Here is a 19,175-nt window from a genome sequence, read left to right as displayed (position 1 = left end):
CCCTTCGCATTGCGCGGTTCGACAATCCGGCCAAGGATAGGGAAAAGCGATGTCCGGCGGGTTACATCAGCCTACATATTGTTTACAGCGAATTACGCGACAGATCGCCCGGCTCGATACGGCCCGTGCACGGGCCGGGCCGCTCATTCAAGATCGCGCACGCGGTCGATCGCCTGCTCGAGCCGCTCGACGGCCATCACGTTCAGCCCTTCGATCGGCTGCTTCGGCGCATTCGCCTTCGGAATCAGCGCGGACGTGAAGCCGAGCTTCGCCGCTTCGCGCAGCCGCTCCTGCCCGCGCGGGGACGGCCGGATCTCGCCCGCCAGACCCACCTCGCCGAACACGATCAGCCCTTTCGGCAGCGCCTTGTTGCGCATCGACGAGTGAATCGCGAGCAGCACCGCGAGGTCGGCGGCCGGCTCGGTGATCTTCACGCCGCCCACCGCGTTGAGGAACACGTCCTGATCGAAGGCCGCGATGCCCGCGTGCCGGTGCAGCACCGCGAGCAGCATCGCGAGCCGGTTCTGCTCGAGGCCGACCGCGAGCCGGCGCGGGTTCGGCACGTGCGCCGTATCGACGAGCGCCTGGATCTCGACGAGCAACGGGCGCGTGCCTTCCTGCGTGACGAGCACGCACGAGCCGGGCACGACCTGCTCGTGCTGCGACAGGAACAGCGCGGACGGGTTGGCTACGCCGCGCAGCCCGCGCTCGGTCATCGCGAACACGCCGAGCTCGTTGACCGCGCCAAAACGGTTCTTGAACGCACGCACGAGCCGGAACGACGAATGCGTGTCGCCCTCGAAGTACAGTACCGTGTCGACGATGTGCTCGAGCACGCGTGGGCCGGCAAGGTTGCCCTCCTTCGTCACGTGCCCGACCATGATGATCGCGGTGCCCGACTGTTTCGCGATGCGCGTGAGCTGCGCCGCGCACTCGCGCACCTGCGCGACCGAACCGGGCGCCGACGTGAGCGCCTCCGAATAGACGGTCTGGATCGAGTCGATCACGGCTACGTCCGGCCGCTCCGCATCGATCGCGGCCTGGATCTTCTCGAGCTGGATCTCGGCGAGCAGCTTCAGTTCGGCCGCCGGCGCGCCGCCGTCGAGCAGCGCGAGCCGTTGCGCGCGCAACGCGATCTGCGCGGCCGATTCCTCGCCGCTGATATAGAGCGCGCGCCGCTCGCTCGCGATATCCGCGAGCGACTGCAGCAGCAACGTCGACTTGCCGATGCCCGGATCGCCGCCGATCAGCACGACGCCGCCCGGCACCAGCCCGCCGCCCAGCACGCGATCGAATTCGCCGATGCCGGTCGAGAAGCGCGGTACGTCGGCGGCCTCGATGTCGACGAGGCGCTGCACCGGCGCGCGCTTCGCGAGCGACTGGAAACGATGGGCGGCCGGCGACTCGGCAACCGATTCGACGAGGGTGTTCCACGCCTGGCACGACGGGCACTGGCCCTGCCATTTCGGGGTCTGTCCGCCGCACTCGCTGCAGACGTATACGGTTTTCTGTTTGGCCACGCGCGACGCCCTTATTCCGCTCGCACCGGCACGCGGGCAGCGACCGCGCACATCAGCTCGTAGCCGATCGTCCCGCAATGGCGCGCGACGTCGTCGATCGGCAGCGCATTGCCCCACAGCTCGACGCGCGCGCCGACGCCGGCCTGCGGGCACGGCGTCAGGTCGACGGTGATCATGTCCATCGACACGCGGCCGACGATCCGCGTGCGGATGCCGTCGACGATCACCGGCGTGCCTTCGGGCGCCACGCGCGGATAGCCGTCCGCGTAGCCGCACGCGACGACGCCGATGCGCATCGGCGCCTGCGCGGAGAACGTCGAGCCGTAGCCGATCGCCTGCCCCTTTCCGATCGTCTGCACCGCGATCAGCTCCGACGCGAGTGTCATCGCCGGCTTCAGCCCCGTGTCCGCGACGTCGGACGACAGCCCGGACGGCGACGCCCCATACAGCACGATCCCCGGCCGCACCCAGTCGAAGTGCGTATCCGGATGCCACAGCACGGCCGCCGAATTCGCGAGACTGCGCGCGCCGGCAATGTTTTCCGCGCCGCGCTCGAACGTCGCGAGCTGCTCGGCGACGCCGCGCTCGTTGTCCGCGTCCGAAAAATGGGTCATCAACGTGATCTGGCCGATGCCGGGGCACGCGCGGGCACGCTCCCAAGCGGCGCGGTATTTCTCCGGCACGTAACCGAGCCGGTTCATCCCGCTGTTCATCTTGAGCTGCACGTTGACGGGCTTCGACAGCCGCGCCGTTTCCAGCATCCGCATCTGCTCGTCGTTGTGGACCGTCGTGGTCAGGCTGTAGCGGTCGATCACGTCGATGTCGGTCGAGCGGAAGAAGCCTTCGAGCAACAGGATCGGGCCGGCCCAGCCGAGCTCGCGCAGCTTCACGGCCTCGTCGAGGTCGAGCAGGCCGAAACCGTCGGTGCCGCGCAGGCCCGGAAACACGCGGGCGAGACCGTGGCCGTACGCGTTGGCCTTGACGACCGCCCAGACCTTGGACGGGCCGGCAAAGCGGCGGACGACGGAGAGATTGTTCGCGAGAGCGGCGGTGTGGATGGTGGCGGAGATCGGGCGCGGCATGGGAAATTTACGTAAAGACGCTTGCGAATCATCAGCTTACCGCGCCTTTTGAGCACCGAAGCCGACAATTTGCGGAACGATCGGGGAATCTTGCTAGTCCGAATTCGCGTATTTTCATGTTATAAAGCCGTGCGCACAACCCATTTCGAACGGAATAAGCCGATCGCATACCAGGCGGCCTACGCGGCCCTGCCGCAGCGACGAAAGCATCGCATCAGATGAAAAAAGGTTTTTACACCATCATGGCCGCGCAGTTTTTTTCGTCGCTGGCCGACAATGCGCTCCTCATCGCCGCCATCGCCCTGCTGAAAGATCTCCACGCCCCCAACTGGATGACACCGCTGCTGAAGCTGTTCTTCGTGTTGTCGTATGTGGTGTTGGCGGCGTATGTCGGTGCGTTCGCGGATTCGCGTCCGAAGGGCCGCGTGATGTTCATCACGAACTCGATCAAGGTGATCGGCTGCCTGATCATGCTGTTCGGCGCCCACCCGCTGATCGCGTACGGCATCGTCGGCTTCGGCGCGGCAGCCTACTCGCCGGCCAAGTACGGCATTCTCACCGAGCTGCTGCCGGCCGACCGGCTGGTCGCCGCGAACGGCTGGATCGAAGGCACGACCGTCAGCTCGATCATCCTCGGCACCGTGCTCGGCGGCGCGCTGATCAGCCCGCACATCGCGTCCCACGTGATCGCGCACACGCCCGCCTGGATCGGCACGCCCGCCGAAGCGGCGATGGCGATCATCATGGCGATCTACGTGGTCGCCGCACTGTTCAACCTGCGCATTCCCGACACGGGAGCCCGCTATCCGAAGCAGGAGCGCGGCCCGGTCAAGCTGCTCACCGATTTCGCCGACTGCTTCATGGTGCTCTGGCGCGACAAGCTCGGCCAGATCTCGCTCGCGGTCACGACGCTGTTCTGGGGCGCGGGCGCGACGCTGCAGTTCATCGTGCTGAAGTGGGCCGAGGTGTCGCTCAACATGTCGCTGTCCGAAGGCGCGATCCTGCAGGCCGTGGTCGCGGTCGGCGTCGCGGCCGGCGCGATCGCCGCCGCCGCCCGGATCCCGCTGAAGAAGTCGCTGACCGTGCTGCCCGTCGGCATCATCATGGGCATCGCGGTGATGCTGATGGCGTTCTACACGCGCGACCTGTTCCCGTCGCACTGGGCCGTGCATGTCGGCCACCTGCGCCTGCCGTTCTACCTGATCGTCGCCTACATCTTCCTGATCGGCGTCGGCGCGCTGTCCGGGTACTTCGTCGTGCCGATGAACGCGCTGCTGCAGCATCGCGGCCACGTGTTGCTGTCGGCCGGCCATTCGATCGCGGTGCAGAACTTCAACGAGAACCTGTCGGTGCTCGTGATGCTGTGCCTGTATGCGGTGCTCGTGTGGCTCGACGTGCCGGTCGGCGTCGTGATCGTGCTGTTCGGCACGTTCGTCTGCCTGACGATGTGGCTTGTGATGCGCCGCCATCAGGCGAACCAGCGTCAGTTCGACTCGGTGGCGCTGATCGGCGAATCGCGGCACTGACGCTACACTTTCGGTTTTCGTCCGCCGGCGCCGGGCCTCGAACCGGCGCATTGCCCTCATGACGCACCCGATACCCAACATCCTGACGATCGCCGGCTCCGATTCGGGCGGCGGCGCGGGCATCCAGGCCGACCTGAAGACGTTTTCCGCGCTCGGCGCGTATGGCGCGAGCGTGATCACCGCGCTGACCGCGCAGAACACGCGCGGCGTGACGGGCGTGCATGCGCCGGACGCCGCCTTCGTGACCGCGCAGCTCGACGCGGTGTTCGGCGACATCCGCATCGATGCGGTCAAGATCGGGATGCTCGCGAACGCGGCGATCGTGCAGGCGGTGGCCGACGCGCTGCGCCGTTACGCGCCGCGCTTCGTCGTGCTCGACACGGTGATGATCTCGAAGAGCGCGCACGCGCTGCTCGCGCCCGATGCCGTCGACGCGCTGCGCGACACGCTGCTGCCGCTCGCGACGGTCGTCACGCCGAACCTGCCCGAGGCGGCCGCGCTGCTCAACGACGCACCCGCCACCACCGAAGACGACATGGTCCGGCAAGGCCGGGCCTTGCTGCAGACGGGCGCACGCGCCGTGCTGATGAAGGGCGGCCACCTGCCCGACGCGTCCGCGAGCCCCGACTGGCTCGTCGAAACGACGCGCACCGTGCGGCTCGACGGCACGCGCGTGCCGGTCAGCAACACGCACGGCACCGGCTGCACGCTGTCGTCGGCGATCGCGGCGCTGCTGCCGCAGCAGCCCGACCTCGAAAGCGCGGTACGCGAGGCCAAGACCTACCTGACCGGCGCAATCGTCGCGAGCGCCCACCTCGACGTCGGCCACGGCGTCGGCCCGGTCCACCATTTTCATCGCTGGTGGTGAGCGGCGGCTCGCGCGGCGTCAGCGATCCTGTGCGGCGAACGCCTGCGCGCGCGCCGGCCAGTCGTCCGGCACGACGAAACCGCGCGCCGTCTCGCGCCACGTGCCGTCGCCGGTCCTTTCGTGGATCGCGATCAGGTCGGGCGCTCCGCGCGCCGCCAGCACGGCCGGCAACTCCGGTGCGCTCGCCAGCGGCTCGGGCTCGAAACCGGCGCCGGCGACGGCACGCCGCGGCGCCAGCCACGCCAGTCGCGGCAACACGCTCCATGCGGCACCGTCACGCTGCGCGGCCGCCCACGCCGGCCACTGCGCGTGCGTGAGCCAGAAACCGCGCGGGTAATCCGGCGCGATTTCGGCGGATACTGGCAACACCGGCGCGCCGTGCGGATGGAACAGCCAGCCCTTGATGAACATCTGCGCGTCGGACGGCGCGCCGTAGCCGAGCCGGGCAAAAGCGTCGTGCTGGCCGAGCCGCAACTGGTGGTCGAGCAGCCGGCTGCGCTTGCGGTCGAAGCGGTCGACGAGATTGGGGCCGACGAAGTCGGCGAGCGCCGCGCCGCCGCGCACCGGCGCGCACAGATAGCACTTCACCGCGAGTTCCCAGTGCAGGCGCCGGCCGTCCGGCGCATCGACCAGAAAATCGACTTCACCGAGCGTGCGGCCATTGCTGCGCAGCGGCAGATTGGCCGCGACGAGCCGTAGCGCCGGCCCGTGCGTCAGAAAGTATTCGAGCAGGCATTCGGCGTAGCGGCCGAGCCGCGTGGGCCGGAACCCGTCGAGCGCGCGATGCAGCGGCCCGGGGTGCGCATCGAGCGCGGCAAGCCAGGCTTCGACGGCCGCTTGGCCCGCCGCATCCGGCCACGGGCGCGCGAGCGGCGCGCCCGGTACCGCGGTGAGCAGGCTCGGGCTGGCCAGCAGCCAGCCCAGATCGCGCACCGCGACGTCATGCAGCGTATCGACGAACGCGTACGCCGCGCCGGTCGTCATGGCCCGGTCGGACCGTTCGCGTCGGCGCCTTGCGCACGCCGGAACGTGTCGCGCGCGAGGCACAGGTCGGCCCACGCCTTCGCCTTGTCCTGCAGGCTGCGCAACAGGTAGGCCGGGTGGTACGTGACGATCACCGGCACGCCCTCGTACGCATGCACGCGGCCGCGCAGCGACGCGATGCTCGCGTCCGTCTTCAGCAGCGTCTGCGCCGCGAAACGGCCGAGCGCGACGATCAGCTTCGGCTTCACGAGCGCGACCTGGCGCTGCAGATACGGCTCGCAGCGCGCGACCTCGTCCGGCTCCGGATTGCGGTTGCCGGGCGGCCGGCACTTGATCACGTTCGCGATGTAGACGTTGTCGCCGCGCTTGAGCGACAGCGACTGCAGCATGTTGTCGAGCAGCTTGCCGGCCTGGCCGACGAACGGCTCGCCCTGCTTGTCCTCGTTCTCGCCCGGCGCTTCGCCGATCAGCATCCAGTCCGCTTCGCGGTCGCCGACGCCGAATACGGTGTTAGTCCGCTTCTCGCAGAGGCGGCACAGCGTGCAGCCGGCCACGCGCTCGGCCAGCGCATCCCAGTCGAGCGCGGCGACCGGCATGCCGGCGGGGCGCGATTCGACGGCCGGCACGGGCACGGATTCGCCCGGCGGCGCCGCGTCGAACCACGCGAAATCGTCGTCACCTGCCGGCGGCGCGTCACCCTTCGGCGGCATCGTATCGGGCGATGCCGCCGATGCGGTCGATGCGGCCCGCGCGGGCGGGCGATCGCGATCGACGACGCCGTGCGCCGCCAGCGACTCGCGAGCCGGCACACCGCCGGCCGCGCCATGCGCGACGGCCGCGGGCGCATCGTCCCGCACCGGCGCCCGCGCGGCGCGCACCGGCCGCTCGGCCGCGACAGCGCGACCATCGTCGGCCGTCGCGGCCTGTACGACGGCCGGCGCGTCGGCGGCCGCGCCTTCGTCCGCGCGCTGCCCGCGCCGCACCCAGACTTGCGCGAGACCCAGTTCCTCGAGCGCCGCTTCAGCCCACGCCATGCGTGTCCCCCCCGTCCTTGTTCAGCGTCAGACGCATCACGATCGCGTCCTCCCGGCTGCGATGCTTCGCCGGATAGTAATTCTTGCGCCGGCCGATCGTCACGAAGCCGAAGCGTTCGTACAGATGAATCGCGCGCGAATTGGTCGGCCGCACTTCGAGCAGCACGCCGTCGAGCCCCTCCGCGCGCGAAATGCGCACCGCCTCGCGCAGCAGCGCGAGGCCCGCGCCCGCGTGCTGCGCGGCCGGCGCGACGCACAGGTTCAGCAAATGCATCTCGTCGATCACGGGCATCAGCACGCAATAGCCGACGAGCGACCCCGTCACGTGCCGCAGGCACACGCCCAGATAGCCGTTGCGCAACGAATCCTCGAAGTTGCCGCGGCTCCACGGAAATTCGTACGCGACGTGCTCGATCGCGACGACCTCGTCGAGATCGGCGTCCGTCATCGGCGCCAGATAGCGGTCGCTCAGCAGGACGCCCGTCATCCCTTCGCCCCGCCCGTCTGTGCCGCTCGTGCCGCGACGCGCTCGGCCGTGGTCTGCGCGACCTTGTCGCGCACGTATTCGGGTGCGGCCTGGTCGGCCGGCACTGCACGCCCGGCGCGGAACGCGCGCAGCGCGGCATGCGCGACCGCCAGCGCATGCGGCAGCGCATCGCCGTCGATCGCGGCTGCCCGCGCGGCGGCCGGCAATTGCGCGCCGAACGCCGCGGCCGCATTGCCGGCGAGCGTGAACGGCGCGTCGGGCACGCCGACGGCGCCCGGTGCGTCGAGCGACGCCGGATGCCGCGTGCGCCAGTCGCCGGCGGCGGCGTCCCATTCGAAATCCGCCCAGTAGGCTTCGTCCATCCGCGCGTCGAGCGCGGCGAGCACGCGGGTCGTACCAGGCGTACGCAGCCGCGCATGTTCGGCGCACGCGAGCAGCGTGCCGATCGGCACGACCGGCAGCCCGGCGCCGAACGCGAGGCCCTGGGCAATGCCCGTCGCGGTCCGCAGGCCCGTGAACGAGCCCGGGCCCGCGCCGAACGCGATCGCGTCGCAGTCGGCGAGCGTCAGCCCGGATTCGGCGAAGAGTTCCTGGATCGCCGGCAGCACGCGCGTGCTCGACACGGCACCCGTCAGCTCGTGACGGACCCAGGTTTGCGGGGGGGAAACGGCGTCATCGGCGTGGGCCGAGCGCAGCAACGCGACCGAGCAGTATTCGGTCGACGTATCGATGGCGAGGAGCACTGTTTGCGTCATGGGCGACATTGTAATGCGCCGCCCCGCTCCCACGGGCGATCGGGCCCGATCTGTCGCGCGTGCGGCGTCGCCCGCAGTTTGGAAGGATCGCTCGACCCCGCGCGGCGGTCCGCTTGTTAAGATCGGCCGACCTGAAACCCTTACGGAGACACCCGATGAGCGACCTGACCGCGCAATTCGACCAGGCCCAGATCGACGTCAAGCAACTGACCGAACGGCCGGGCAACCTGACCCTGCTGCGCCTGTATGCGCTCTTCAAGCAGGCGACCGACGGCGATGCGCACGGCGACAAGCCCGGCTTCACCGACATCGTCGGCAAATACAAGTACGATGCCTGGGAAGCCCTGAAGGGCACGTCGCAGGATGCGGCGAAGCAACAGTACGTCGAACTCGTCGAATCGCTGAAAAACGGCACGGCGTCCTGACCGAATCACGGTCATCGCAATAGGCAATCAAATCAGTGGCGCAGCGCAGCAAATTTCTTTATAATGCTGCCTGCGTCATCTCCCGCGCTCGGCTCGCAAGCCGTTCCGGCCCGACGCCTCGTAGCGTTAAGCTCCAATCCGGTTTAGAACCTGTCCCCTCCTGCTTCGACCCTTGCGGTCGTCAACTAGGCTGGCGGCCCCGCTCCTGAAGCGCGCCGCACCCAAAACAGCTTCTAATGCCTCATCCGCCGACGGTTCGGCGGATTGCACCCGTTTCCCGATTTGCTCGCTGAATCCGACGACTTGGGTATGCGCGATTGGCGCCGACGTTTCACCCACTGTGTTTCAAGGATTGTTATGACTTCGAGCATCAACACCAGCCCGCTCAACGCGATCGCCGACCAGGCGCTCGGTCTCGACGCCGCCGCCGCACCGGCCGCGATCGAACCGGCGTCGGACGAGCCGAGCTTCGCGTCGCTCGGGCTGTCGCCGGAGATCGTCTCCGCGCTGCAGGCCGCCGGCTACGTGAAGCCGACGCCGGTCCAGCAGCGCGCGATTCCGGCCGGCATCGCCGGCCGCGACCTGCTGGTGTCGAGCCCGACCGGTTCGGGCAAGACGGCCGCATTCATGCTGCCCGCGATCGAACGTTTCGCGCAGCTCCAGAAGACGCAGGCGCAGCAACCGCGCGCGCCGCGTGAACCGAACCAGGGCGATCGCCGCGCGCGCCGCCCGCAACCCGTCGCGCGCCCGGGCCTGCTCGTGCTGACGCCGACCCGCGAACTCGCGATGCAGGTCACGACGGCCGCGTCGACGTACGGCAAGCACCTGAAGCGCCTGCGCACGGTCAGCATCCTCGGCGGCGTCGCCTATGGCCAGCAGCTGATGCTGCTCGCGAAGAACCCGGAAATCCTGGTTGCCACGCCGGGCCGCCTGCTCGACCACCTCGAGCGCGGCCGCATCGACCTGTCGGAACTGAAGATGCTGGTGCTCGACGAAGCCGACCGCATGCTCGACATGGGCTTCATCGAAGACATCGAAACGATCGTCGCCGCCACGCCGGAATCGCGCCAGACGATGCTGTTCTCGGCCACGCTCGACGGCAAGATCGGTTCGCTGACGAGCCGCCTGCTGAAGGATCCGGAACGCATCGAGATCCAGCAGCGCCTCGAATCGCGCGCGAACATCGCGCAGACCGTCCACTACGTCGACGACCGCGATCACAAGGATCGCCTGCTCGATCACCTGCTGCGCGACGACGCGCTCGACCAGGCGATCATCTTCACGGCGACCAAGATCGACGCCGACCAGCTCGCCGGCCGTCTCGCCGACGCAGGCTTCGAATCGGCCGCGCTGCACGGCGACCTGCCGCAGGGCGCGCGCAACCGCACGATCCGTGCGCTGCGCGAGCGCCGCGTGCGCGTGCTGGTGGCCACCGATGTCGCGGCACGCGGCATCGACATCCCGGGTATCACGCACGTGTTCAACTACGACCTGCCGAAGTTCGCGGAAGACTACGTGCACCGTATCGGCCGTACCGGCCGCGCAGGCCGTTCGGGTATCGCGGTGAGCCTCGTGCATCACGCCGAGCAAGGCGCGCTCAAGCGCATCGAGCGCTTCGTGCGCTCGCCGCTGCCGGTCAACGTGATCGAAGGCTTCGAGCCGCGCAAGGCGCCCCCGCGTAACGGCGGCACCGGCGGCCGCGGCCGTCCGGGCGGCGGTAACGGCGGTCGTCGTTTCGGCGGCAAGCCGGGCGGCGGTTATGGCGGCAGCGGCAACGGCCGCAGCTACGGCGGCGGCAATGGCGGCGGCTGGAGCGGCAAGCCCGGCGGCAGCCGCGACGGCGGCCCGCGTCGCGACGGCCAGCGCAGCGGCGGCCCGCGCCGCAGCAATTCGGCATCGTAAGCACACACGGGCGGCCGTCGGCCGCCCAGCGGATCGGCAACCCGCCCATCCAGCCGACCGGCGCATCCGCGCCGGTTTTTTTTTTCGTCCCTTCCGTATATTTCACAATACGGAAAAAATTTTTGTGTCGTAAAAAATCATGCTGCACGGCACAACCCACGCGATTGCAGGATAGGAAAATGCATTTCTTATCTCGAAACTACGCACACAAGCCATTGATTCAAAACAATTAAAAAATTACGCACGTCACGAACCGGCCCCTGTTTCACTCCCGTCGATTTGCCTAGACTCTTATACAAGACTTCACGAAACGGAACGCACTGCTTCCCCGCTTCGCGAACAGCATCACCGTCAGATTCGGCAGGCATACATCGCATCAAGGAGCTCATCATGTCGCGTCAGCAACAGGCACAGGAACTGCAACAACAATGGGAAACCGATCCGCGCTGGAAGGGCATCAAGCGCAGCTACTTGGCTGAGGACGTGGTCCGCCTGCGCGGCTCGGTCCCCATCGAACACACGCTGGCCAAGCGCGGTGCGGAAAAACTGTGGAGCCTCGTCAACAACGAGCCGTTCGTCAACGCACTCGGCGCGCTGACCGGCAACCAGGCCATGCAGCAGGTGAAGGCCGGCCTGAAGGCCATCTACCTGTCCGGCTGGCAAGTGGCCGGCGACGCCAACGTCGCGGGCGAAATGTACCCGGACCAGTCGCTGTATCCGGCGAACTCGGTGCCGCTCGTCGTGAAGCGCATCAACAACACGCTGATGCGCGCCGACCAGATCCAGTGGTCGGAAGGCAAGAACCCGGGCGACGAAGGCTACGTCGACTTCTTCGCGCCGATCGTCGCCGATGCGGAAGCCGGTTTCGGCGGCGTGCTCAACGCGTTCGAGCTGATGAAGGCGATGATCGAGGCAGGCGCTTCGGGCGTTCACTTCGAGGACCAGCTCGCGTCGGTGAAGAAGTGCGGCCACATGGGCGGCAAGGTGCTCGTGCCGACGCGCGAAGCCGTCGCGAAGCTGTCGGCCGCGCGTCTCGCGGCCGACGTGATGGGCACGCCGACCGTGCTGATCGCCCGCACCGACGCGGAAGCGGCCGACCTGATCACGTCCGACGTCGACGACAACGACAAGCCGTTCCTGACGGGCGAGCGCACGGTGGAAGGCTTTTTCCGCACGAAGCCGGGCCTCGAGCAGGCGGTCTCGCGCGGCCTCGCGTATGCGCCGTACGCGGACCTGATCTGGTGCGAAACGGGCAAGCCGGATCTCGAGTACGCGAAGAAGTTCGCGGAAGCGATCCACAAGCAGTTTCCGGGCAAGCTGCTGTCGTACAACTGCTCGCCGTCGTTCAACTGGAAGAAGAACCTCGACGACGCGACGATCGCGAAGTTCCAGAAGGAACTCGGCGCGATGGGCTACAAGTTTCAGTTCATCACGCTGGCCGGCTTCCATGCGCTGAACTACTCGATGTTCAACCTCGCGCACGGCTATGCCCGCACGCAGATGAGCGCGTTCGTCGAACTGCAGCAGGCCGAGTTCGCGGCCGCCGACAAGGGCTTCACGGCCGTCAAGCATCAGCGCGAGGTCGGTACGGGCTACTTCGACGCGGTCACGCAGACGGTCGAACGGGAAGCGTCGACGACCGCGCTGCACGGGTCGACCGAGGACGAACAGTTCTTCGACGGCAAGAAGGTTGCATAACGCGCGCAGGCGCTACGCCGATGCCCGCCGCGTCTCGCGACGCCGCGGCGTCGGCCACCGGAACAACAATCAGGGAGGAGACGGCAGGCGCGCGAGTCCCATCGCGCGACCGGCCGCGCGGCCTGCGGGCCGCCAGCAACGATGCGCGCCGGCTTGGTCCGGCGCGCCCTTTTTCCGCGGTGCAGCCGCCCGGCCACGGCCGGCGCTGCCCTACCGATAGACGATCACCGGAATTTTCGTATGGGTCAGCACGCGCTGCGTCTCGCTGCCGATCAGCAGGCTGCCGAGCCCGCGGCGTCCGTGGGACGCCATGAAGATCACGTCGCACCCGCCGCGTTCGGCCGCCTCGATGATGCCGAGATACGGCGACGGATGCACGCTCGTCCACGTGTCGCACGCGACCCCGGCCGCCTTCGCGGCCGCTTCCACCTCGTCGAGATGCGCACGCGCCTCGCGCTCGCTGCGCGCGCGGAAATCCGCGGGCGGCTCGATGATCACTTCGGAAAACGGCGAGTACGGGTATTGCGGCAGGCACGCGTAGGCCGTCACGCGCGCGCCGACCGCGCGAGCCAGATCGATCGCACCGTCGATCGCCTTTTGCGACAGTTCGGAACCGTCGGTTGGAACGAGGATGTGCCGGAACATCGCGCCCTCCTTCGTCGATTGCACGCCACACGCCGCGGCGCCGGCCGAGCCGGCCGCGACACGGCGCGCATGCCTCTTACGATTGTAGTGCGCGAAACCGCGCACGCCGCGCCGCCAGCGGGTTCGCCCTCATATCGGAAACACGCGGGCGCGCGTCGCCTACCCGCCCCAATAGCCGGGTCGCTCGTACGTATGCTTCAGGTAATCGAGAAACAGGCGCACGCGCAACGGCAGATGCCGGCGCTGCGGAAACACCGCATGGATGCCGATCGGCGGCGCGGCGAATGCATCGAGCACGCTGACGAGCCGGCCGGCCGCGATGTCCTCGCCGACTTCCCACCACGAGCGCCACGCCAGGCCATGGCCGGCGAGGCACCACTCGTGCAGCACCGCGCCGTCCGAGCATTCCATCGTGCCGTTCACGCGGATCGACACGACCTTGCCGTCTTCCTGGAACGTCCAGCCGCGCTGCTGGTTCGCGTTCGCCGCGAGCGCGAGGCAGTTGTGCCGCGCCAGTTCCGCGAGCGTGACCGGCATGCCGCGCCGCTCGAGATATGCGGGAGACGCGACGCACACGCGGCGATTCTCGCCGAGCTTCAGCGATACCAGCGACGAGTCGGGCAGCTCGCCGAGCCGCACCGCGCAATCGAATCCTTCGTTGACGAGATCGACCATCCGGTCGGACAGGTCGAGCGTGACCGACACGTCCGGGTGCCCGACGCTGAATTCGGGCACGAGCGGCGCGACGTGTCGGCGGCCGAAGCCGGCTGGCGCGGAAATGCGCAGGTGGCCGCTGGCCTTCACGCCGCCGGCGGACACGCTCGCTTCCGCGTTCTGCATGTCGTTGATGATGCGCTGGCAATCCTCGAGAAACGCCGAACCCTCGAACGTCAGCGTGAGCTTGCGCGTCGTGCGCACCAGGAGCTTGACGCCGAGCCGCTCCTCGAGCGCGTCGAGGCGGCGGCCGATGATCGCCGGCGCGACTCCTTCCGCATGTGCGGCCGCCGACAGGCTGCCTTTTGCCGCGACAGCGGCGAACGTTTCGATCTGTTTGAACCGGTCCATGACGCTCGCGAGAGGACGGCATCGCCGCCCTTCAAATAGCTTGAGCCGCTCAGATTAGGTATATGAAAGTAAAAGATCAAGTGATGTTTAGCGTATTTTTTAGCATCTTCTATCACGAATACAATCGACCCGACCTCTGAAACTGGAGCGCAAGGCTATGTCGGCCACAACGACACTCTCCTCTCCCGACGCCATTCTCTTCGACGCATTCGGCACGTTGTTCGACGTGCGTGCCGTGCTGGCCGCGGCAGAGCAGATGTTCCCCGGACACGGGGAACGGTTGTCGCAGCTGTGGCGACGCAAGCAGATCGAATACTCGCAGCTGCGCACGCTCGCCGATCCGGCCGGCGCGCACTACCGCCCGTTCCGGGACATCACGCTCGATGCGCTGCGGTTCGCCGCGCGCCGGCTCGGGCTCGTGCTGAACGGCGCGGCCGAGAAGCGGCTGATGGACGAATACGCGTGCCTGTCCACCTATCCCGATACGGTGCCCGCGCTGCGTAAGCTGCGCGCGCTCGACCCGCGCCGGCCGCTCGCGATCCTGTCGAACGGCACCCCGCAGATGCTCGACATCGCGATCAAGAGCGCGGGCATGTCCGGCCTGTTCGATCGCGTGCTGTCGGCCGACACCGTGCGCGCGTACAAGCCGAGTCCGGCCGCCTATGCGCTCGGCACCGCCGCGTTCGGGGCGAACCCGCGCGACATCGTGTTCGTATCGTCGAACGCGTGGGACGTCGCCGGCGCGACCTGGTTCGGCTACACGACGTTCTGGCTCAACCGCACGGGCGCGCCCGCCGAGGAGCTCGGCGCGCCGCCCGACGGCGCCGGCACCAGCATGGCCGACCTGCTCGCCTTCCTCGCCACACCCGCCCCGGCTCCGTCCGGCAGACCCGCGAACCGCACGCGCCCCAGCCCGGGTGCATGACGCTCGCGGATGCCGCCTTCCCCCTTCACCGAAACCGCAACTGACCGACCAAGGAGATGAGACTCATGAGCACCCCGATCACGCTGCCGCAAGGCATGACGATCACCGGCGAAATCAAGCCGGGTTACGAAGCGATCCTGACGCCCGACGCGCTGGCACTCGTCGCGGCGCTGCACCGCGCGTTCGAATCGCGTCGCCAGGCGCTGCTGCAGGCCCGCGTCGAGCGCACGAAGCGCCTCGACGCGGGCGAACGCCCTGATTTCCTCGCCGAGACGAAGGCGATCCGCGAAGGCGACTGGAAGGTCGCGCCGCTGCCGGCCGACCTGCAATGCCGCCGCGTCGAGATCACGGGCCCCGTCGAGCGCAAGATGATCATCAACGCGCTGAACTCGGGCGCCGATTCGTACATGACGGACTTCGAGGATTCGAACGCGCCGAGCTGGACGAACCAGATCGACGGCCAGATCAACCTGAAGGACGCGGTGCGCCGCACGATCTCGCTCGAACAGAACGGCAAGTCGTACAAGCTGAACGACAAGGTCGCGACGCTGATCGTGCGCCCGCGCGGCTGGCACCTCGACGAGAAGCACGTGACGGTCGACGGCCAGCGCGTGTCCGGCGGCATCTTCGATTTCGCGCTGTTCCTGTTCCACAACGCGAAGGAATTGCTCGCGCGCGGCTCGGGCCCGTACTTCTACCTGCCGAAGATGGAAAGCCATCTCGAGGCGCGCCTGTGGAACGACATCTTCGTCGCCGCGCAGGAAGCGGTCGGCGTGCCGCGCGGCACGATTCGCGCGACGGTGCTGATCGAGACGATCCTCGCCGCGTTCGAGATGGACGAGATCCTGTACGAGCTGCGCGAGCACAGCTCGGGCCTGAACGCCGGCCGCTGGGACTACATCTTCTCGGCGATCAAGAAGTTCAAGAACGACCGCGACTTCTGCCTGGCCGACCGTTCGAAGATCACGATGACGGTGCCGTTCATGCGTGCATACGCGCTGCTGCTGCTGAAGACCTGCCACAAGCGCAACGCGCCGGCGATCGGCGGGATGAGCGCGCTGATTCCGATCAAGAACGATCCGGAAGCGAACGACAAGGCGATGGGCGGCGTGCGCTCGGACAAGCAGCGCGACGCGACCGACGGCTACGACGGCGGCTGGGTCGCGCACCCGGGCCTCGTGCCGATCGCGATGGAGGAATTCGTCAAGGTGCTCGGCGACAAGCCGAACCAGATCGCGAAGCAGCGCGACGACGTGCAGGTCGAAGCGAAAAACCTGCTCGACTTCCAGCCGGAAGCGCCGATCACCGAAGCCGGCCTGCGCAACAACATCAACGTCGGGATCCACTACCTCGGCGCGTGGCTCGACGGCAACGGCTGCGTGCCGATCCACAACCTGATGGAAGACGCGGCGACGGCCGAGATTTCCCGTTCGCAGGTGTGGCAATGGATCCGCTCGCCGAAGGGCGTGCTCGACGACGGCCGCAAGGTCACGGCCGAGCTCGTGCGCGAATTCGCGAAGATCGAACTCGACAACGTGAAGCGCGCGGTCGGCGGCAACACGCAGCCGTACGAACGCGCCGCGGCGATCTTCGAGCAGATGTCGACGTCGGAAGGCTTCACCGAATTCCTGACGCTGCCGCTGTACGAGGAAATCTGACGGCACGTCCGTTGCGATCGGCGGCCGGCCCCACGCCGCACCGCCGGCCGCATGGAGGACGGCATGAAGGAAGCGCCCCGCGGGGCGCTTCCTTTTTGCGGCGATGCCAGCCGCCGCCGGCAGGCACGCTCAGGCGGCGGCTTCCTGCTCGCGCCGGTGCTGGACCCAGTCGCCCGACGTGATGCGCGGGCGCCCGGCTGCCGCGTGCGCGGCGACCGGATAATACAGGCAGGCATACTGCCGGCCGCCGAGCTCGACCGTTACCTCCTGCGGCTTGAACAGCGAGTCGACGCCCGGATAGACGCGCTCGATCTCGTCGAGCACCGGGACGAGCCGCTCGCCGACCTCGTAGACGTCGCCCCACACCAGCGACTTGCCGACCGTCCCGGCAATCATGCCCGGATACGTGCCGAAATCGTACAGCTCACCCGGCAGCGCGGCAGCGCCCAGCAGCGTCGGCGCGGCGATGCCGTGGCGGGCGGCCGCATGGCCGATGTCGTTGGCCTGTCCGGCTCTCAAGGTGCCATAGACGAATACGTGGCGCATCGTGGTTCTCCTCTTCAATTCGTGTGTTGCCGTGTTTGCGTGCGATCGGTGCGCGATGGGCGCGATCTGGCGCACGCATCGATAGACCGCGATACCGGCCCGATGGTTCGAACGGTCGCGCGCGCGGCTGCGGCGCCGCTCCGGATTCGCCGATGCCCACACAAAGTTCATTTGAACCCGGCATGATGACCCGACAAACCGCCGCATGCGCACGCGCTGCGCCTTCTAAAATGACGGCATCGCCGCCGCGCCGCCCGAACCGTTCATGAATCCGCCCGCTCCAGCCGACGTATCGAACCCGTACGACGTCATCGACATCCCGCCGGAATTCGCGCCGACCGCCGTTCATCCGATGCGCGTGCGCGCACGGCAGGTCGATGCCGGCCACCGCATTCCGCTGCACACGCATGCGTGGGCGCAACTCGCATACGCATCGCGCGGCGTGCTGCGCGTGGCGACGACCGGCACGACCTGGATGGTGCCGCCGTCCCGCGCGATCTGGGTGCCGCCGCACGTGACGCACGAAGTCACGATCGTCGAAGAGGCCTACTTGCGCACGCTGTACATCGACGAATCGATCGTGCCGGGCGGCCTCGATGCGTGCCGCGTCGTCGAGGTGACGGGGCTGCTGCGCGAACTGATCGTCGCACTCGATGCGCGCGAGCTGAGCACCGCGCGCGAGCACCTGCTGTGCGGGCTCGTGCTGGACGAACTGAGTCATGCCGAACCGTTGCCGCTCGCAGTGCCGATGCCCGACGAGAAACGGTTGCGTCTTCTGTGCGAATCGGTACTCGCGCATCCCGCACATGCGGAGTCGCTCGAACACTGGGCGAGCGAGGTCGGCGCGAGCACGCGCACGATCTCGCGGCTCTTCAAGCAGGAACTCGGGGTGAGCTTTTCGCAGTGGCGTCAGCAGGCGCTGCTCGCGCGGGCGATCCCGCTGCTGAACCAAGGGCGCCCGCTGTCGCATATCGCGCGCGAACTCGGCTACCAGAGCCAGAGCGCGTTCTCGGCCATGTTCCGCCGGGCATTCGGCGAAAGCCCGCGTGCGTTCATGCTGCGCGGCTACGAACATCGAGGCCCGGAAGGCCGCGGCGCGGACGACGACGCGCGGGACGACGACGGCGCGATCGACACGGCGCGCTGACCCTCGCGCGCCGGCGCGCCGGGCCGTCAGACCGGCCGCACCATGTGGCGGATCGAGCCGAGTTGCGCGAGCCGCGGGCCGGTCACCTGGTAGCCCATGCGCAGGTACAAACGCGCGGCAGGGTTGTCGACGAACACGCGCAACTGCAGTTCGTGCAGCCCGCGCGCACGTGCCCAGCGATGCGACATCTCGAGCATGTAGGTGCCGGCGCCCTGCCCGCGATGGCCGGCCGCGATCTGCACGTCGCGAATATGCAGCGAATCGCCCTCCTCGGTCACGCGCAGCACGCCGATGCGCTCGCCGTCGGCCTCGAGGATGAAGTTTTCGGATTCGCGCCAGCTCGCATAGAACAGGTCGCTGCGCCATACGAGCCCATGGCGCTTGTAGTAGCCGCCCATGTTGCCGTGCGTCAACGCTTCGGCATACGGAAAATCATCGGGCTCCGCGGGCCGGAGCTGATACAGGAGTCGCAGGTCGGTCGGATCGAGCATCGCGCAGGAGTCGGAAACGCATCCCGCCACGATAGCGCAGTCGCGTACGGATGCAATCGCGAATTTCTCGTAGGGGCGCGGTGCTCGATGCAGCATGCGGGACCACAACGCACAAACAACAATGCCCGCACGAGGCGGGCATTGTTGTTTGTTTGGCGGAGCGGACGGGACTCGCCCACATCCTGCAGGCCGCGGTTGCGCGTGCACGCGCAACCCTTCGAGTCCCGCCGGAAGCCGCGCAGGCGCCTTCCTCCACTCCGCAGTCACGCGCCCGCCAGCGGGCGCAAAACCACAACGCACAAACAACAATGCCCGCACGAGGCGGGCATTGTTGTTTGTTTGGCGGAGCGGACGGGACTCGAACCCGCGACCCCCGGCGTGACAGGCCGGTATTCTAACCGACTGAACTACCGCTCC

The 19,175-nt window shown here is 67.9% G+C and carries 18 protein-coding genes and 1 tRNA gene; 8 read left to right on the top strand and 11 right to left on the bottom strand.

The genetic code is table 11. The features are described 5' to 3' along the window. Window positions 1–143 precede the first annotated feature (143 nt). Together radA and alr are read right to left on the bottom strand one after the other, a co-directional pair. The gene (radA, locus tag C5F75_RS07850; protein WP_060316840.1) at window positions 144–1,520 is read right to left on the bottom strand and encodes a DNA repair protein RadA; all 1,377 of its coding nucleotides are present in this window, start codon (window positions 1,518–1,520) and stop codon (window positions 144–146) included. Between the two features lie 11 nt (window positions 1,521–1,531). Next, window positions 1,532–2,602, bottom strand: coding sequence for an alanine racemase (gene alr / locus C5F75_RS07845; RefSeq protein WP_089464921.1), 1,071 nt, complete (start codon window positions 2,600–2,602; stop codon window positions 1,532–1,534). Window positions 2,603–2,820: 218 nt separating this feature from the next. Between alr and lplT the strand changes: the two genes are divergently transcribed. Both lplT and thiD read left to right on the top strand, forming a co-directional pair. Continuing rightward, window positions 2,821–4,128 (top strand): lysophospholipid transporter LplT, encoded by a 1,308-nt coding sequence (lplT, locus tag C5F75_RS07840; protein WP_059573680.1) that lies wholly within the window; start codon window positions 2,821–2,823, stop codon window positions 4,126–4,128. Window positions 4,129–4,186: 58 nt separating this feature from the next. After that, complete coding sequence (gene thiD / locus C5F75_RS07835) at window positions 4,187–4,996, top strand: bifunctional hydroxymethylpyrimidine kinase/phosphomethylpyrimidine kinase (protein WP_060316843.1); 810 nt, start codon at window positions 4,187–4,189, stop codon at window positions 4,994–4,996. An 18-nt stretch (window positions 4,997–5,014) separates the two neighbouring features. Here the strand turns inward: thiD and C5F75_RS07830 are convergent, their stop codons facing one another. The 4 genes from C5F75_RS07830 to tsaB are packed head-to-tail and all read right to left on the bottom strand — an operon-like array spanning window position 5,015 to window position 8,265. Then, on the bottom strand, window positions 5,015–5,980 hold the full coding sequence (locus C5F75_RS07830; RefSeq protein WP_104012037.1) for a DUF1853 family protein: 966 nt from the start codon (window positions 5,978–5,980) through the stop codon (window positions 5,015–5,017). Further along, window positions 5,977–7,014 (bottom strand): uracil-DNA glycosylase family protein, encoded by a 1,038-nt coding sequence (locus C5F75_RS07825; RefSeq protein ID WP_104012036.1) that lies wholly within the window; start codon window positions 7,012–7,014, stop codon window positions 5,977–5,979. The genes C5F75_RS07830 and C5F75_RS07825 overlap by 4 nt, the downstream gene beginning before the upstream one ends. Further along, on the bottom strand, window positions 7,001–7,501 hold the full coding sequence (gene rimI / locus C5F75_RS07820; RefSeq protein WP_089464925.1) for a ribosomal protein S18-alanine N-acetyltransferase: 501 nt from the start codon (window positions 7,499–7,501) through the stop codon (window positions 7,001–7,003). The genes C5F75_RS07825 and rimI overlap by 14 nt, the downstream gene beginning before the upstream one ends. After that, window positions 7,498–8,265 carry a tRNA (adenosine(37)-N6)-threonylcarbamoyltransferase complex dimerization subunit type 1 TsaB gene (gene tsaB / locus C5F75_RS07815; RefSeq protein WP_104012035.1) on the bottom strand — a complete coding sequence of 256 codons (768 nt, stop codon included), beginning with the start codon at window positions 8,263–8,265 and terminating at the stop codon, window positions 7,498–7,500. The genes rimI and tsaB overlap by 4 nt, the downstream gene beginning before the upstream one ends. A gap of 146 nt (window positions 8,266–8,411) precedes the next feature. Between tsaB and C5F75_RS07810 the strand changes: the two genes are divergently transcribed. The 3 genes from C5F75_RS07810 to aceA all read left to right on the top strand — a co-directional run bounded on the left by C5F75_RS07810 (window position 8,412) and on the right by aceA (window position 12,281). Further along, window positions 8,412–8,681, top strand: a complete 270-nt coding sequence (locus C5F75_RS07810) for an acyl-CoA-binding protein (protein WP_011885170.1) — start codon at window positions 8,412–8,414, stop codon at window positions 8,679–8,681. A 357-nt stretch (window positions 8,682–9,038) separates the two neighbouring features. After that, window positions 9,039–10,583, top strand: coding sequence for a DEAD/DEAH box helicase (locus C5F75_RS07805; RefSeq protein WP_059573674.1), 1,545 nt, complete (start codon window positions 9,039–9,041; stop codon window positions 10,581–10,583). 390 nt (window positions 10,584–10,973) lie between these two features. Next, window positions 10,974–12,281 carry an isocitrate lyase gene (gene aceA / locus C5F75_RS07800; protein WP_059573673.1) on the top strand — a complete coding sequence of 436 codons (1,308 nt, stop codon included), beginning with the start codon at window positions 10,974–10,976 and terminating at the stop codon, window positions 12,279–12,281. Window positions 12,282–12,491: 210 nt separating this feature from the next. Here the strand turns inward: aceA and C5F75_RS07795 are convergent, their stop codons facing one another. Together C5F75_RS07795 and C5F75_RS07790 are read right to left on the bottom strand one after the other, a co-directional pair. Continuing rightward, window positions 12,492–12,926 carry a universal stress protein gene (locus C5F75_RS07795; RefSeq protein ID WP_011549516.1) on the bottom strand — a complete coding sequence of 145 codons (435 nt, stop codon included), beginning with the start codon at window positions 12,924–12,926 and terminating at the stop codon, window positions 12,492–12,494. Window positions 12,927–13,085: 159 nt separating this feature from the next. Continuing rightward, window positions 13,086–13,991 (bottom strand): LysR family transcriptional regulator, encoded by a 906-nt coding sequence (locus tag C5F75_RS07790; protein WP_059573672.1) that lies wholly within the window; start codon window positions 13,989–13,991, stop codon window positions 13,086–13,088. Window positions 13,992–14,148: 157 nt separating this feature from the next. On the opposite strand from C5F75_RS07790, the gene C5F75_RS07785 reads away from it, so the two are divergent. Together C5F75_RS07785 and aceB are read left to right on the top strand one after the other, a co-directional pair. Further along, on the top strand, window positions 14,149–14,916 hold the full coding sequence (locus tag C5F75_RS07785; RefSeq protein WP_104012034.1) for a haloacid dehalogenase type II: 768 nt from the start codon (window positions 14,149–14,151) through the stop codon (window positions 14,914–14,916). 65 nt (window positions 14,917–14,981) lie between these two features. Continuing rightward, entirely contained in the window at window positions 14,982–16,574 is a 1,593-nt protein-coding gene (gene aceB, locus C5F75_RS07780) for a malate synthase A (protein WP_104012033.1), read from the top strand. Window positions 16,575–16,703: 129 nt separating this feature from the next. Here the strand turns inward: aceB and C5F75_RS07775 are convergent, their stop codons facing one another. Then, complete coding sequence (locus C5F75_RS07775; protein WP_104012060.1) at window positions 16,704–17,120, bottom strand: gamma-glutamylcyclotransferase family protein; 417 nt, start codon at window positions 17,118–17,120, stop codon at window positions 16,704–16,706. A gap of 265 nt (window positions 17,121–17,385) precedes the next feature. On the opposite strand from C5F75_RS07775, the gene C5F75_RS07770 reads away from it, so the two are divergent. Further along, complete coding sequence (locus tag C5F75_RS07770; RefSeq protein ID WP_059573670.1) at window positions 17,386–18,267, top strand: AraC family transcriptional regulator; 882 nt, start codon at window positions 17,386–17,388, stop codon at window positions 18,265–18,267. 26 nt (window positions 18,268–18,293) lie between these two features. Here C5F75_RS07770 and C5F75_RS07765 read toward each other — a convergent pair whose 3' ends face one another. Further along, window positions 18,294–18,758 carry a GNAT family N-acetyltransferase gene (locus tag C5F75_RS07765; RefSeq protein WP_059573669.1) on the bottom strand — a complete coding sequence of 155 codons (465 nt, stop codon included), beginning with the start codon at window positions 18,756–18,758 and terminating at the stop codon, window positions 18,294–18,296. 340 nt (window positions 18,759–19,098) lie between these two features. Continuing rightward, window positions 19,099–19,175, bottom strand: a tRNA-Asp gene (locus C5F75_RS07760).

Origin of the sequence: Burkholderia anthinoferrum, assembly GCF_002925705.1 — a bacterium.
Taxonomy (GTDB): Bacteria; Pseudomonadota; Gammaproteobacteria; order Burkholderiales; family Burkholderiaceae; genus Burkholderia; species Burkholderia semiarida.
The sequence above is the reverse complement of the archived record's forward strand: the minus strand, read 5'-3'. Positions and strand labels throughout refer to the sequence as shown.

Excerpts from the sequence above, each read along its gene's own strand:
- alr (WP_089464921.1), bottom strand. The coding sequence starts at position 2,602 with ATGCCGCGCCCGATCTCCGCCACCATCCACACCGCCGCTCTCGCGAAC.
- lplT (WP_059573680.1), top strand. The coding sequence starts at position 2,821 with ATGAAAAAAGGTTTTTACACCATCATGGCCGCGCAGTTTTTTTCGTCG.
- thiD (WP_060316843.1), top strand. The coding sequence starts at position 4,187 with ATGACGCACCCGATACCCAACATCCTGACGATCGCCGGCTCCGATTCG.
- C5F75_RS07830 (WP_104012037.1), bottom strand. The coding sequence starts at position 5,980 with ATGACGACCGGCGCGGCGTACGCGTTCGTCGATACGCTGCATGACGTC.
- C5F75_RS07825 (WP_104012036.1), bottom strand. The coding sequence starts at position 7,014 with ATGGCGTGGGCTGAAGCGGCGCTCGAGGAACTGGGTCTCGCGCAAGTC.
- rimI (WP_089464925.1), bottom strand. The coding sequence starts at position 7,501 with ATGACGGGCGTCCTGCTGAGCGACCGCTATCTGGCGCCGATGACGGAC.
- tsaB (WP_104012035.1), bottom strand. The coding sequence starts at position 8,265 with ATGTCGCCCATGACGCAAACAGTGCTCCTCGCCATCGATACGTCGACC.
- C5F75_RS07810 (WP_011885170.1), top strand. The coding sequence starts at position 8,412 with ATGAGCGACCTGACCGCGCAATTCGACCAGGCCCAGATCGACGTCAAG.
- C5F75_RS07805 (WP_059573674.1), top strand. The coding sequence starts at position 9,039 with ATGACTTCGAGCATCAACACCAGCCCGCTCAACGCGATCGCCGACCAG.
- aceA (WP_059573673.1), top strand. The coding sequence starts at position 10,974 with ATGTCGCGTCAGCAACAGGCACAGGAACTGCAACAACAATGGGAAACC.
- C5F75_RS07795 (WP_011549516.1), bottom strand. The coding sequence starts at position 12,926 with ATGTTCCGGCACATCCTCGTTCCAACCGACGGTTCCGAACTGTCGCAA.
- C5F75_RS07790 (WP_059573672.1), bottom strand. The coding sequence starts at position 13,991 with ATGGACCGGTTCAAACAGATCGAAACGTTCGCCGCTGTCGCGGCAAAA.
- C5F75_RS07785 (WP_104012034.1), top strand. The coding sequence starts at position 14,149 with ATGTCGGCCACAACGACACTCTCCTCTCCCGACGCCATTCTCTTCGAC.
- aceB (WP_104012033.1), top strand. The coding sequence starts at position 14,982 with ATGAGCACCCCGATCACGCTGCCGCAAGGCATGACGATCACCGGCGAA.
- C5F75_RS07775 (WP_104012060.1), bottom strand. The coding sequence starts at position 17,120 with ATGCGCCACGTATTCGTCTATGGCACCTTGAGAGCCGGACAGGCCAAC.
- C5F75_RS07770 (WP_059573670.1), top strand. The coding sequence starts at position 17,386 with ATGAATCCGCCCGCTCCAGCCGACGTATCGAACCCGTACGACGTCATC.
- C5F75_RS07765 (WP_059573669.1), bottom strand. The coding sequence starts at position 18,758 with ATGCTCGATCCGACCGACCTGCGACTCCTGTATCAGCTCCGGCCCGCG.